The 12,466-nt window shown below is 72.2% G+C and carries 14 protein-coding genes; 9 read left to right on the top strand and 5 right to left on the bottom strand.

Annotation, left to right across the window (positions count from 1 at the left end; genetic code table 11):
• Positions 1–2: 2 nt before the first annotated feature.
• The 3 genes from ACP7BP_RS20190 to ACP7BP_RS20180 are packed head-to-tail and all read left to right on the top strand — an operon-like array spanning position 3 to position 3,073.
• The gene (locus ACP7BP_RS20190) at positions 3–1,340 is read left to right on the top strand and encodes an MATE family efflux transporter (protein WP_426247313.1); all 1,338 of its coding nucleotides are present in this window, start codon (positions 3–5) and stop codon (positions 1,338–1,340) included.
• A gap of 29 nt (positions 1,341–1,369) precedes the next feature.
• Positions 1,370–1,924, top strand: a complete 555-nt coding sequence (locus ACP7BP_RS20185) for a hypothetical protein (RefSeq protein ID WP_426247312.1) — start codon at positions 1,370–1,372, stop codon at positions 1,922–1,924.
• 27 nt (positions 1,925–1,951) lie between these two features.
• Complete coding sequence (locus ACP7BP_RS20180) at positions 1,952–3,073, top strand: hypothetical protein (RefSeq protein WP_426247310.1); 1,122 nt, start codon at positions 1,952–1,954, stop codon at positions 3,071–3,073.
• Between the two features lie 182 nt (positions 3,074–3,255).
• On the opposite strand, the gene rplI is transcribed toward ACP7BP_RS20180, so the two are convergent.
• The 4 genes from rplI to rpsF form a co-directional block, all read right to left on the bottom strand.
• The gene (gene rplI / locus ACP7BP_RS20175; RefSeq protein WP_426247309.1) at positions 3,256–3,702 is read right to left on the bottom strand and encodes a 50S ribosomal protein L9; all 447 of its coding nucleotides are present in this window, start codon (positions 3,700–3,702) and stop codon (positions 3,256–3,258) included.
• Positions 3,703–3,713: 11 nt separating this feature from the next.
• On the bottom strand, positions 3,714–3,950 hold the full coding sequence (gene rpsR / locus ACP7BP_RS20170; protein WP_101525917.1) for a 30S ribosomal protein S18: 237 nt from the start codon (positions 3,948–3,950) through the stop codon (positions 3,714–3,716).
• 126 nt (positions 3,951–4,076) lie between these two features.
• A complete protein-coding gene (locus ACP7BP_RS20165; RefSeq protein WP_426247306.1) occupies positions 4,077–4,649 on the bottom strand; it encodes a single-stranded DNA-binding protein in 573 nt (190 codons plus the stop codon).
• A 90-nt stretch (positions 4,650–4,739) separates the two neighbouring features.
• The gene (gene rpsF, locus ACP7BP_RS20160) at positions 4,740–5,030 is read right to left on the bottom strand and encodes a 30S ribosomal protein S6 (RefSeq protein WP_426247304.1); all 291 of its coding nucleotides are present in this window, start codon (positions 5,028–5,030) and stop codon (positions 4,740–4,742) included.
• A gap of 228 nt (positions 5,031–5,258) precedes the next feature.
• Here rpsF and ACP7BP_RS20155 point away from each other — a divergent pair, with 228 nt between their 5' ends.
• The 6 genes from ACP7BP_RS20155 (at position 5,259) to ACP7BP_RS20130 (ending at position 11,043) form a co-directional block, all read left to right on the top strand.
• Complete coding sequence (locus tag ACP7BP_RS20155) at positions 5,259–6,167, top strand: serine/threonine-protein kinase (protein ID WP_426247303.1); 909 nt, start codon at positions 5,259–5,261, stop codon at positions 6,165–6,167.
• Between the two features lie 76 nt (positions 6,168–6,243).
• Positions 6,244–6,762: a SigE family RNA polymerase sigma factor gene (locus tag ACP7BP_RS20150; RefSeq protein ID WP_426247301.1), complete on the top strand. Its 519-nt coding sequence runs from the start codon at positions 6,244–6,246 to the stop codon at positions 6,760–6,762.
• The gene (locus ACP7BP_RS20145) at positions 6,759–7,886 is read left to right on the top strand and encodes a hypothetical protein (protein WP_426247299.1); all 1,128 of its coding nucleotides are present in this window, start codon (positions 6,759–6,761) and stop codon (positions 7,884–7,886) included. The genes ACP7BP_RS20150 and ACP7BP_RS20145 overlap by 4 nt, the downstream gene beginning before the upstream one ends.
• Before the next feature lie 30 nt (positions 7,887–7,916).
• The gene (locus ACP7BP_RS20140) at positions 7,917–8,711 is read left to right on the top strand and encodes a deoxyribonuclease IV (protein WP_426247297.1); all 795 of its coding nucleotides are present in this window, start codon (positions 7,917–7,919) and stop codon (positions 8,709–8,711) included.
• A 131-nt stretch (positions 8,712–8,842) separates the two neighbouring features.
• A complete protein-coding gene (locus ACP7BP_RS20135; protein ID WP_426247295.1) occupies positions 8,843–9,979 on the top strand; it encodes a lipid II:glycine glycyltransferase FemX in 1,137 nt (378 codons plus the stop codon).
• Positions 9,976–11,043: an alanine racemase gene (locus ACP7BP_RS20130; protein ID WP_426247293.1), complete on the top strand. Its 1,068-nt coding sequence runs from the start codon at positions 9,976–9,978 to the stop codon at positions 11,041–11,043. The genes ACP7BP_RS20135 and ACP7BP_RS20130 overlap by 4 nt, the downstream gene beginning before the upstream one ends.
• Here the strand turns inward: ACP7BP_RS20130 and ACP7BP_RS20125 are convergent.
• Positions 11,030–12,463, bottom strand: a complete 1,434-nt coding sequence (locus ACP7BP_RS20125) for a glycosyltransferase family 87 protein (protein ID WP_426247291.1) — start codon at positions 12,461–12,463, stop codon at positions 11,030–11,032. The two genes, ACP7BP_RS20130 and ACP7BP_RS20125, sit on opposite strands and share 14 nt — an antisense overlap.
• Between the last annotated feature and the right edge of the window lie 3 nt (positions 12,464–12,466).

Below are 12,466 nucleotides of genomic sequence, written 5' to 3'. Positions count from 1 at the left end.
CCATGACCGGCCAGCTCGCCCCCAGCCGGGGGAAGGAGATCGTCCGGCTCGCCGTGCCGGCGTTCCTCGCCCTGGTCGCCGAGCCGATGTTCCTGCTGGCCGACGCCGCGATCATCGGTCACCTCGGCACCAGTGAGCTCGCCGGGCTCGGCGTCGCGGCGGCGGTGCTCCAGACGCTCGTCGGGCTCTGCGTCTTCCTGGCCTACGGCACCACCGCCAGCGTCGCGCGGAGGCTCGGCGCCGGCGACGTCCGGGGTGCTCTCGGCCAGGGCGTCGACGGACTCTGGCTCGCGGTCATCATCGGCGTCCCGGTGACGGTTCTCGGGATCCTGCTCACCACCCCGCTCGTGGAGGCGTTCGGCGCCGACACCGGGACCTCGGGCCACGCCGCGACGTACCTGCGGCTGGCCCTCCTCGGCACCACCCCGCTCCTGCTCATGCTCGCCGCGACCGGGGTGCTCCGCGGGCTCCAGGACACTCGCACCCCGCTCGTCGTCGCCGTCGCCGGCAACGGGATCAACATCGTGCTCAACCTGCTCCTCGTGTACGGCGTCGGCAGCTTCGTGGGTATCGGCATCGCCGGCTCGGCCATCGGCACCGTGCTCGCCCAGGTCGCGTCCGCCGCCGCGCTCGTCTGGGTGGTGGTGCGCGCCGCCCGGCGCGAGAGCGCCCCGCTCTCCCCCGACCGGCCCGGCATCACCGCTGCGGCCCGCGCGGCCGTGCCGCTCGTCGTACGCACCCTCACGCTGCGCGCGGCCCTGCTCGTCACGACGTACGCCGTCGTGGTGGCCGGTGGCGGAGACGCGACCGAGCTGGCCACCCACCAGCTCGCCTTCACGATCTGGACCTTCCTGGCCTTCGCCCTGGACGCCCTGGCGATCGCGGCCCAGGCCATCACGGGCCGCTACCTCGGCGCCGGCGACGTGGTCGGCACCAGGGAGGTGACCGTGCAGATGATCCGCTGGGGCATCGGCGCCGGGGTGGTCTGCGGGGTGCTCCTGGCAGCCGGCAGCCCGCTCCTCGGGCCGCTGTTCAGCGACGACCCGAAGGTGCACGACCTGCTCGTGCCGGTGCTCGTCATCGCCGCGCTGGGGCAACCGGTCGCCGGGGTCGTCTTCGTGCTCGACGGCGTGCTCATCGGCGCCGGTGACGGCCGCTACCTCGCCTGGGCCGGCGTGGTCGTGCTGGCGTTCACCGCCCCGGCGATCCTGGTCACCGCGTTCCTCACCCATTCGCTGGTGTGGGTGTGGGTGGCGTTCACCGTGGTGTTCATGGGTGGCCGGTGCTGGCTGCTCGTCCGGCGCGCCCGTGACGACGTATGGCTGGTGACCGGCGCCTGAGCGCCCGCCGCGCTGACTAGTCTCGCGTCGTGAAGCCGCTGCAGTCCGTCGCCATGGGGCTGGTGGTCGTGGCGCTCAGCGCCCGCGTACACGGGTACGACGCGCTGCCCGACCCCGTCGGCTGGCTGCTGGTGATCGGCGGACTGCGTCAGCTGCCCGACACCTACCGGCAGCGCCAGACGACGGGGCGGCTGGCCGGGATGGCGCTGGCCGTCTCGGTGGTGCTGTGGGTCCCGGCGACCGGGGCGTGGCTCGACGACCACGACGCGGCGCTGCGCTGGGCGGTCAACCTGCCGCAGGCGCTGGTGCTCGCGTGGCTCGGCCACACGCTGGCCGGGCACGCCGCGGTGGCCGACCCCCGGGCGGCGCGCTGGCTGCGCACCGCCGCCACCCTGGTCGCGGCGACCGCCGTCGCGCCGGTGCTGGTGTTCGGCGGCGGGCTCGACGCGCTCGAGGACCCGTCGTACGTGCTCGCGGCACTGGCGCTGCTGCTGCTCATCTGGCTGCTGTTCGCCTACTCCGGGCGGGCCTGGGCGTCCCGGGACGCGAGAGAGCCCTCGACCTCCCCGGATACCGCTCAGTAGGGTTGCCGTCGAGCCTCAGGGGGACCCATGAATCCAGTACGCCGATCGGTCGCTGCGCTCGTCGCGCTCGGCCTCGCCGCCGCCGTACCTTCGTTCGTCGGTGCGGCACCCGCCACGGCGGACCCGGGCTGCCTCAGTGAGGCGCACCCGGTCATCCTCCTTGTCCCGACCGACGGGTGCGACGACGACACCCCGCCGGACACCACGCTGGCGCCCGCGACGGCGCCCAACGCCGCCGGGTGGGTCAGTGCCTCCTCGATGTCCTTCACGTTCGCCCAGGCTGCTGTCGGCGCGGACGCGGGTCCGTGGACGTTCGAGTGCAAGCTGGCCGGACCGGCGCAGGCCCACGACTGGCGGGCGTGCACCAGCCCGGCGTCGTACTCCAACCTCATCGACTCGGGCGCCGGTGGCTACACCTTCTCGGTGCGGGCCATCGACGACCCCGACCGGTTGCTCAACCCAGGCGCGCTGCTGCCGCTCCCGGACGTGCCCGACCTCGACGCCACCCCCGCCCAGGTGGTGTGGGGCCAGGACACCAAGGCGCCGCGGGCGTTCGTGACACCCGAGGCCTACGACGAGGAGACGCCGGACTTCCCGGTCGTCGGCGGACGCAGCGTGCTGGTGCGCCTCAACGCCAGTGAGAAGGGCGCGTCCTTCACGTGCACCGACGGCGGCGAGACCATTGCGTGCAACGCCGGTGCGCACACCTTCACCGACCTCGCCTCCGGCGCCCACTCGATCGTGGCCCGGGCGGTCGACGCTGCGGGCAACACCAGCGCCGAGAGCGAGCCCTTCCGCTTCACGGTGCCCACCGACCTCGAGGCCTCACGCGGGTGGAAGCGCCGCGCGGCGAAGGGCTACCTCGACGGCGACCTGGTCACCACGAGGAAGCGCGGCGCCAGGCTCGTGCTGCCCGGGCAGAAGACGATCAAGGAGATCCGCGTGTACGCCGCCACCGGGCCGCGGATGGGCGCGATCCGGGTCCGAGTCGGCCACGGCGCGTGGCGCACCGTGAAGCTGGCCGGGCCGGCCGCCGTACGCAAGGAGCTCGTCGTCATCTCTCGCTTCGAGGGGACCCGCAAGGGCAAGGTGACGCTGGAGACCACCACGCGCAAGCGGGTCCGGCTGGACGCGGTCGTCGTCCGCTGACGCTGCCTGAGGTCGAGCCTCACGGGGCGTTCGTGCGCTTCTTGAGGGTTGCAACCCCCGGGAAGCGTCGGGATACCCGGGTACCCGGGTATCCCGACCGGGTATCCCGACAGCGACCACCCCCGACGCACAACGGCCCGCCACCCCCGAAGGGGCAGCGGGCCGAGCGTGGTGCTGAGGGATCAGGCGGGGATGACGTTGAGGGCCACCGTGGCGGACACCTCGTCGTCCAGCTTGACCGAGACCTCGTGGTTGCCGAGCGCCTTGATCGGGTTGCCGACCACGATGGTCCGCTTGTCGACCGGCTCGCCCGAGGCGTCGGTCAGGGCGGAGGCGATGTCGGCCGAGGTGACGGCGCCGAACAGGCGGCCGCTCTCGCCCGCGCGCACCTTGAGCGCGACCGGGTTGGCCTCGAGCTTGGCCTTGATCTGCACGGCGTGGTCACGGTCACGGACCGCACGCGAGGTGCGTGCGGCGGTAATCGAGTCGACCGTCTTCTCGGCGCCACGGGTCCAGCGGATCGCCACGCCACGCGGGACGAGGTAGTTGCGGCCGTAGCCGTCCTTGACCTCGACCACGTCGCCGGCGGCACCGAGCCCGGTCACTTCCTGGGTCAGAATGAGCTTCATCTCGACTCCTCTCAGCGACCGGTGGACGTGTAGGGCAGCAGTGCGACCTCGCGGGCGTTCTTCACTGCCATGGCGACGTCGCGCTGGTGCTGGACGCAGTTGCCGGTGACCCGACGCGCGCGGATCTTGCCGCGGTCGGAGATGAACTTGCGGAGCAGGGTGGTGTCCTTGTAGTCGACACCGGTCGCCTTCTCCTTGCAGAACTGGCAAACCTTCTTCTTGGGCTTGCGAATCACTGCCTTGGCCATTGTGGTGCTTCCCTTCTAGAAGCCCGGCTCCGGTTGGTTACGGAGACGGAATGGTTGGGGTGTATTCGGAAATGGAGTGGAGCTGGTTCGAGGCAGGCGCAGAGCGCCTTCCTCAGACCCGACGGATCAGAACGGGGGCTCGTCGGACGAGCCGACGCCCGGGGCACCCCACGGGTCGCCCTGCTGGCCGCCCGCGTTGCCACCCTGAGGAGCGGCCTGGTTGCCGCCGAAGCCGCCCTGGGATCCGCCACCCTGCGGTGCCGGAGTGGCCCACGGGTCCTCGGCGCCGCCGCCGCCCTGACCGCCGCCGGAGTATCCCCCGCCGCCGCCCTGACGGGTGGTGCGGGTGACCTTGGCGGTGGCGTACTTCAGCGAGGGGCCGACCTCGTCGACGTCGAGCTCGTAGACCGTGCGCTTCTCGCCCTCACGGGTCTCGTAGCTGCGCTGCTTGAGACGGCCCTGGACGACGACCCGCATCCCCTTCTGGAGGGACTCGGCGACGTTCTCCGCGGCCTGGCGCCAGATGGCACAGGAGAGGAACAGGCCCTCTCCGTCCTTCCACTCGTTCGTGTTCTTGTCGAACGTGCGCGGCGTCGACGCGATCCGGAAGTTCGCCACGGCCGCACCCGAGGGGGTGAAGCGCAGCTCCGGGTCGTCGACCAGGTTGCCGACCACGGTGATGACGGTCTCGCCTGCCATGTCAGGTGTCCTATCTGATGCTCGGGTGTCTGCCGGTGGTCATCGTCGCCGAGCCCACCGACAAGTGAAAGAGGTCTTCCACAACCAGGCTCAGCGAGGGCCGGGCTTGATGACCTTCGTGCGCAGGATGGACTCGTTGAGCGTGAGCTGGCGGTCGAACTCCTTGACCGTGGCCGGCTCGGCCTGCAGTGAGATGACGGCGTAGATGCCCTCGGCGTTCTTCTTGACCTCGTAGGCCAGGCGACGACGTCCCCAGACGTCGACGCTCTCGACGGTGCCACCATCCTTGCGGATGACGTTGAGGTACTTGTCGAGCGACGGCTCGATGGTGCGCTCTTCAAGGCTGGGGTCGAGGATGACCATTACTTCATAGGCACGCAAAGCGGTCTCCACCTCCTCTGGACTCGGCGGCCACGGTCTCTCCGTGGCAGGAGGGCTTGCGTTCACGGCGTACGGCGCGAGGCCGGGGCCGTGCTCCGATGTCACGCACCACACGGATGGGCGGGACACAAGAAGGCCCAAGGCTAACAGCGCACCCCGCGGACCGTGGAATCGAAGCCTGTGGACGACGCCGGCGGGGATCCACGGGGCTGGCTAGCGTTCGGGAGCATGCTCCGGACCCGCCCTCCCGAGACCCTCGTCGCCGGTCGGTACGCCCTGCTCGACCAGATCGGCGCCGGGGGGATGGGCTCGGTCTGGCGCGCACGCGACGGCCGCACCGGCCGACTCGTCGCCGCGAAGGTGCTCGGTCACCACAGCGACGCGTTGCTGGTGCGGTTCGTCCGTGAGCAGGCTGTGCGCATCCGGCACCCGCACGTCCTGGCCCCGACGGGGTGGGTCGCCGAGGACGACCTGGTCGTCATCGTGATGGACCTGGTGACCGGGGGCTCGGTGCAGTCCCTGATCAGCGAGCACGGCCCGCTGCCCGAGGGGTACGTCGCCCGCGTGCTCGAGCAGACGCTGCGCGGCCTGGCCGCGGTGCACGCCGCCGGTGTCGTGCACCGCGACGTCAAGCCCGCCAACCTGCTGCTCGAGCCCACTCGCGACGGCACCCCCCATGTCCGGCTCGCCGACTTCGGCGTCGCCGCGGTGCTGACCGGCGACCGGTTCACCAGCGCGCCGGGCGCCATCGGCACCGACGGCTTCATGGCGCCCGAGCAAGGGCTCGGCGGGGCGCCCGATCCCCGTCAGGACCTCTACTCCGTCGGGGCCGTCGGGCTCTACCTCCTCACCGGGGTCCATCCGAGCCGCACGCCGCAGATCCCCTCCAGTCGGCTGCGTCCCCTCCTCGAGTGGCTCCTCGCTCCCGAGCCGGAGCACCGGCTCGCCAGCGCCGACGAGGCGCTGCGCCTCCTGCAGCGCCTCGCCCCGGCGTACGACGGTGGGCCGGCGGCACCCGACCGGCTCGGCCCGGCCCCCGACGAGGCCCGGGTCCCGCTGGGGGCCCGGCTGCAGGTCGCGGCGTTCGGGGCGGTCACCGTGGCCTGTGCGGTCGTGGTGGTGCTCCTGCTCCGCTGACCCAACCGACCGACCACTCGTGGCATCTCTCCGGGTGACCACGGACCGATCGAGACATCCACCCAGGAGAGCCACCATGTCCCGACCACCGGACGACGACGAGTTCGCCGAGCTCGTCCACGCTGCGTGGCCCTCGCTCTACCGCACGGCCTTCCTGCTGATCGGCGACCGCTCGGAGGCGGAGGACCTCGTGCAGACGGCTCTGGCCAAGACGTACGCCGCCTGGGGGTCGGTCCGCAGCGTGGAGGCCGCGCCGGCGTACGCCCGAGCGGTGCTGCACAACACCGCCGCCTCGTGGTTCCGCAAGCGCTCGTGGCGCAACGAGCGGCCGACCGAGACGCTGCCGGAGACGGCGATCGAGACCGATCCCAGCGACCGACCGGCGGTGCTCGCGGCCCTGGGGCAGCTCCCCAAGCGCCAGCGAGCCGTCGTGGTGCTCCGCTACTACGAGGACCTCAGCGTCGCCGACACGGCGCGTGCCCTCGGCTGCTCCGAGGGCACCGTCAAGAGCCAGACCTTCGACGCGCTGTCTCGGCTGCGCACCATCCTCGGCGACGCCGTCGTCGCCGACGCACTCACCCAGGACCTGCCATGACCGAGCGACTCTCCCAGCTCATGCACGACGAGGCACGAGGCCTCGACATCCCGGCCCCTCCCGCGGCGGCGATCGTGACCCGCGGCCGGCGCACGCGCCGTCGCCGGCGGGCGGTCACCGGTGCGGCAGCGCTGGCCGTCGTCGCTGTCGTCGCCGGTGGTGCCATCGTCGCCGGCCGGCTCGGCGACGACACGGTGCGGGACCTCGCTCCGGCGGGTGCACCCGGCGCCGGTGCCACGTTCGCCCTCGGAGACACCGTCTACCTCGACGGCGGCGCGCTGCGGGCCACCATCGACGACTTGGCCGTCAAGTCGCTCTACTACACCTCCGCAGGGATCCTCGTGCGGCACGGTGAGAACGACGCCAGTGACGGCGGCGGGCCGCAGCGCTTCAGCCTGGTGACGCCCACGGGCGAGGTCCGGCCGGTCAGCGTCGTGACCGAGGGGACGGTGCCGGGCGTCGACGCCGACCAGCCCTACCTCGCCTACGCCGAGATCATCGACGGGACCGTCGAGGTCGTCGTACACGACGTCGCCACCGACGAGGAGGTCGCCCGCGTGCCGGTGAACGACGACTACGAGGGCGGCTGGAACGCGCCGCCGGTCGCGATCGAGGGCGACCTCGTGTACGTCGGCACCGACAGCGCGACCTCCGTGGTCGACTGGCGCACCGGTGAGGTGACCACGACCGACCGCGTCGACGGACCGTTCGTGCAGGTGTCGGGTGGCCGTTCGGTCGTGCGGAGGGCCGACGACCACGCCGTCGTGCTCGACGTCGCGACCGGCGAACTGCTGGACATGATCGAGTACGCCACCGACTACGCGGAGGTGGACCTGTCGCCAGACGGCCGCTATGCCCTGGTCACCCAGGAGTACGACGACCCGGGTAAGGAGCCGACCGGCACCACGGTCCGCACCATCGGCAGCGGAGCCGAGGTCACCCTCGGCGGGGCGTCGTACGGCTGGGGCTGGACGGCCGACGGCGACCTGTTCCGGCTCACCGGTGACGGGGTGCAGGTCTGCGCGGCCGACACGGGCGAGTGCGACACCGGGCACCTCCCGGACGGCCTCGACCCCGGCCAGGCCGCGGAGGTCAAGCTGGGTGGACGGCTCTACGAGTCCTGATCTGTCGGCGGTGGTTCCTAGACTGGCGCCATGAGCATCACCATCGGAGCCCACGTCGACCAGACCGACCCGATCGCCGAGGCGCGCGCCCGCGACACCACGCTCGTCCAGTTCTTCCTGGGCGACCCGCAGGGCTACAAGGGCCCCGAGGTGCGGTACGCCGGCGGCGCGGCGGGACTGCGCGCCGACGCCGAGGCCGCCGGGATCGACCTCTACGTCCACGCTCCCTACATCGTCAACGTCGCGACCACCAACAACCGGATCCGCATCCCCAGCCGCAAGCTGCTCCAGCAGCACGTCGACGCCGCAGCGGAGATCGGCGCCAAGGGGCTGATCGTCCACGGCGGGCACGTCAACAAGGACGACGACCCGAGCGTCGGCTTCGACAACTGGCGCAAGGCCGTCGCGGCCACCGACCTCAAGCTGCCGCTGCTCATCGAGAACACCGCCGGCGGCGACAACGCGATGACCCGCTACCTCGAGCGCATCGCCGGGGTGTGGTCGGCGATCGAGGGCACCGACGGCGCCGACCTGGTCGGGTTCTGCCTCGACACCTGCCACGCGCACGCGGGCGGCAACCCGCTGGAGACGATCGTCGAGGACGTCCTCAAGATCACCGGCCGCATCGATCTCGTGCACTGCAACGACAGCCGCGACGAGTTCGACTCCGGCGCCGACCGGCACGCCAACTTCGGCGCCGGCAAGATCGATCCGGACCTGCTGGCCGCCGTGGTCCGCGACGCGGGCGCACCCGTGGTCTGCGAGACGCCGGGTGGCGCCAACGAGCACTCGGCCGACTTCGCCTGGCTCCGCGAGCGACTCTGAGGTTTGCGGGCCTCAAGGCTCGGGTAGATCGCCTGCAACACGGGCGAACAGGGGCTCGACAGGGACGGGGGTCTCGTCGAGCCCCTGTTGTGGCTCCTGCTCCAGTCGCCCGGCCGGGTAGCCTCGGCCCCGTGTCACCCTCCCCCCTGAGCTCCCCCTTGTCCCTGCGCTCGGCCACCGCCGCCGAGCACCTGGAGTTCCTCGCTCGCCAGGACTCCGCGAGCTTCCTGCAGACCCCCGCCTGGGCGGCGGTGAAGCCCGAGTGGCGCAGCGAGTCGGTCGTCTGGGAGCGCGACGGGCAGACCGTCGGCTCGGCGCTCGTGCTCTACCGCCAGCTGCCCCGGCTCAAGAGGTACCTCGCCTACCTGCCCGAGGGCCCGGTCATCGACTGGGAGAGCGACGACCTCGCCGCCTGGCTCGCCCCGTTGGCGGCGCACCTGAAGAAGCAGGGCGCGTTCGGCGTACGCATGGGCCCGCCGGTGGTCACCCGGCGCTGGAGCGCCGCGCAGGTCAAGGAGGGCATCGCCGATCCCGCCGTACGCCGCCTCGACGACGTGCCTCCGCTCGAGCGCGGCCAGACCGGCGCCCGCGTCGTCTCCCAGCTCCACGAGCTCGGCTGGCGCCCGCAGTCCGTCGCGGGCGGTTTCGCGGCCGGCCAGCCGCAGTACAACTTCCACGTCCCGCTCGCGGGACGCACGGAGGACGACGTCCTCAAGGCGATGAACCAGCAGTGGCGCCGCAACATCAAGAAGGCCGCGAAGGAGGGCGTCGAGGTCGCCCGCGGCGGCGCGGAGGACCTGAAGGCCTTCCACGACCTCTACGTGCACACCGCCGAGCGCGACGGCTTCACACCGCGACCGCTGTCGTACTTCACCACGATGTACGACGCCCTCTCGGCGGAGGCCGGCGACCGGATCGTCGTGCACCTGGCCCGGCACGAGGCCGACCTGGTCGCGGCGACCATCGCGATCCGGGTGGGCACCCATGCGTGGTACTCCTACGGGGCCTCCTCCACCGAGAAGCGCGACGTCCGCGGTTCCAACGCCGTCCAGTGGGCGATGATGCAGGACGCCATCTCGGCGGGCTGCGCCGTCTACGACCTGCGCGGCATCACCGACACCCTCGACGCCGAGGACCCGCACGTCGGGCTGATCCAGTTCAAGGTCGGCACCGGCGGCGAGGCCGTCGAGTACGCCGGGGAGTGGGACCTGCCGCTCAACAAGCCCCTCTACAAGGCCTTCGAGGCCTACATGAAGAGGCGCGGATGAGCCTCACCCTGAGCGTCGACGGCGACCGCTGGCGCCGTCACCTCCGCGACGTCGCCGAGCACACGCCCGGACTCGTGCCCGTCGCGAAGGGCAACGGCTACGGCTTCGGCAACGGTCGGCTGGCCCGCAAGGCGCAGTGGCTGTGCGAGCTGGGCCTGGGCGTCGACACGCTCGCGGTCGGCACCTACGTCGAGCTCGGCGGGGTCGCCACCCGGTTCAGCGGCGACCTGCTGGTGCTCACCCCGTGGCGCCCCTTCGGGCCGGCGCTCGAGGTCGACCCCGCCATCGCGTCCCGGGTGGTGCACACCGTCAGCCGGCCCGCCGACCTGGCGGCCCTGCGCGCCCGCGACCCCCGGGCCCGCTACGTGCTCGAGCTCGCCACCTCGATGCGGCGGCACGGCATGTCCGGGCGCGAGCTGCGCACCCTCGACCTCGAGACCCAGCGGGCGGGGGGCGGACTGTCCGGCATCGCCCTGCACCTGCCGCTGGCCCAGGGCTCCCACCTCGGGGAGGTCCGGCGGCTGCTCAACGACATCGTCGGCTCCGGGCTCGCCACCCGCACCGTCTGGGTCAGCCACCTCACCGCCGACGAGCTGGACACGCTGCGCACCTCCTACGCCGACTTCACGATCCGTCCACGCGTCGGCACCGGGCTGTGGCTCGGCGACCGCGGAGCCCTGCGGGTGACCGCGACCGTCCTCGACGTGCACCCGCTCGAGCGCGGCGACTCGTTCGGCTACCGCAGCCGCACGGCGCCCAAGTCGGGCCACCTGCTCGTGGTGTCGGGAGGTACGGCGCACGGCATCGGCCTCGAGGCCCCCACCGGGGAGTCGTCGCTGAAGGCCCGGGCGGCCACGCTGGCCCGGGGCGGTCTCGACGCCGTCGGGTTCGTGCGGTCGCCGTACTCCATCGACGGCAAGCAGCGGCTCTTCGCCGAGCCCCCGCACATGCAGGCCTCCCTGCTGTTCGTGCCCTCGGGCGCTCGGGTGCCCCAGGTCGGCGACCAGATCGACGTGCGGGTGCGCTACACGGCCACGACGTTCGACGTCGTCACGATCGACTGAGCAGCCGCCCCGACGGGCGGGCGGACCACCCGAGCTCCCGCCGGTCCCCGACCGGGTCGTGCTGCGGGCGCAGGATGTCGCGGGCCACCACCGCCACCAGGTAGAGCTCGGCCGCCATCCGCAGCAGGATCGCCAGCCAGTAGAACCCGGCGTCCCCGCCGCCGGCGGGCGCGAGGTACTCGCCGAGGTACCACCACACGCACGCGAAGTAGAGGACCTCACCGGCCTGCCAGATCAGCAGGTCGCGCCAGCGCGGGCTGGCCAGCACCGCCAGGGGCAGCAGCCACAGGACGTACTGCGGCGAGTAGACCTTGTTGACCAGCAGGAAGCCCGCCACGATCAGCAGGCCGAGCTGCGCCAGGCGCGGCGTCACCGGCGCAGCCAGCCCGAGCAGCAGCACCCCGACGCACCACGCGCCGAAGAACAGCCACGACACCTTGTTGATGAGGTCGGGCTGCATGGTGTGGTCGAGCGCCTGCTGCATCAGCAGCCAGATCGAGCCGAGGTCGGCTCCCCGCTCGGAGTTGAACGTCCAGAAGACCTTCCACTGCGCGGGGCCGGAGAGGTACGCCGGGGCGTTGGCGAGGACCCACGCCGCGACCGCTGCGCCGGCCACCCGCGCGAACGTCAGCAGTGCGTCGGAGTCGCGGTCCGGGCCGCGCGAGCGCACTCGCCCCAGGCAGATGACGAAGATCCCGCCCAGCAGGAACAACGGGTAGAGCTTGGCCGCGGCACCCAGCCCGATGAGCACCCCGGTGAGCACGGGTCGGTTCCGCGACCAGGCCCACAGCGCCCCGGCCACCAGCGTCACCGCCAGGAGGTCCCAGTTGATCAGGGCCGTGAGCGCCAGCGTCGGGGCGACGGCGAATCCCGCCGCGTCCCAGGGCCGGCGTCTGTGCACGCCGGCCAGGAACCACGTGGCCAGCAGTGCCAGCAGCGCGAAGCCCACCGCGTTGACCGCCGTGTAGAGCCGGGCCTCGGTCGCGACGTCGCGGCCGCTCCCGCCCGGCGCGATGGCGCGGGTCACCTCGGCGGTGGCCCACGCCCAGTAGGAGATCCCGACGGGGTACTCCATAACCTCGAACTGCGCTCGCACCACCGGGTCGTCGGAGTAGGGCCAGTGCCCGTCGGCCAGCCCGCGCCCGTAGTAGAGCGGCGGCAGGTCGGAGTAGCACATGTGGTTGTAGTTCTCGGCGCCGTTCTGCCACACCGAGTTGGCGCACGACGCCTTCTGCGCCATGCCGACGGCGAAGCACAGCGCGGTCAGCAGCAGCAGCACACCGACCGGCGACCAGAACCGCGACGGGGCGCCGTGCGTGCCCATCGGCCCACCCACCGACTCCGACACCCCGGCCACGACGGGGTCGTCGAGCGTCGGGTGGACCCGCTGCTCGAACTCCTCGCCCGAGGCCTTCCCCATCAC

Source organism: Nocardioides sp. LHG3406-4 (assembly GCF_049897745.1).
Lineage (GTDB): Bacteria > Actinomycetota > Actinomycetes > Propionibacteriales > Nocardioidaceae > Nocardioides.
This window is presented reverse-complemented; position numbering and strand designations above follow the sequence as displayed.

What these genes read in the sequence shown, in the direction of transcription:
- ACP7BP_RS20190 (WP_426247313.1), top strand. Translation starts at nt 3, where the DNA reads ATGACCGGCCAGCTCGCCCCCAGCCGGGGGAAGGAGATCGTCCGGCTC.
- ACP7BP_RS20180 (WP_426247310.1), top strand. Translation starts at nt 1,952, where the DNA reads ATGAATCCAGTACGCCGATCGGTCGCTGCGCTCGTCGCGCTCGGCCTC.
- rplI (WP_426247309.1), bottom strand. Translation starts at nt 3,702, where the DNA reads ATGAAGCTCATTCTGACCCAGGAAGTGACCGGGCTCGGTGCCGCCGGC.
- rpsR (WP_101525917.1), bottom strand. Translation starts at nt 3,950, where the DNA reads ATGGCCAAGGCAGTGATTCGCAAGCCCAAGAAGAAGGTTTGCCAGTTC.
- ACP7BP_RS20165 (WP_426247306.1), bottom strand. Translation starts at nt 4,649, where the DNA reads ATGGCAGGCGAGACCGTCATCACCGTGGTCGGCAACCTGGTCGACGAC.
- ACP7BP_RS20155 (WP_426247303.1), top strand. Translation starts at nt 5,259, where the DNA reads ATGCTCCGGACCCGCCCTCCCGAGACCCTCGTCGCCGGTCGGTACGCC.
- ACP7BP_RS20150 (WP_426247301.1), top strand. Translation starts at nt 6,244, where the DNA reads ATGTCCCGACCACCGGACGACGACGAGTTCGCCGAGCTCGTCCACGCT.
- ACP7BP_RS20145 (WP_426247299.1), top strand. Translation starts at nt 6,759, where the DNA reads ATGACCGAGCGACTCTCCCAGCTCATGCACGACGAGGCACGAGGCCTC.
- ACP7BP_RS20140 (WP_426247297.1), top strand. Translation starts at nt 7,917, where the DNA reads ATGAGCATCACCATCGGAGCCCACGTCGACCAGACCGACCCGATCGCC.
- ACP7BP_RS20130 (WP_426247293.1), top strand. Translation starts at nt 9,976, where the DNA reads ATGAGCCTCACCCTGAGCGTCGACGGCGACCGCTGGCGCCGTCACCTC.
- ACP7BP_RS20125 (WP_426247291.1), bottom strand. Translation starts at nt 12,463, where the DNA reads ATGGGGAAGGCCTCGGGCGAGGAGTTCGAGCAGCGGGTCCACCCGACG.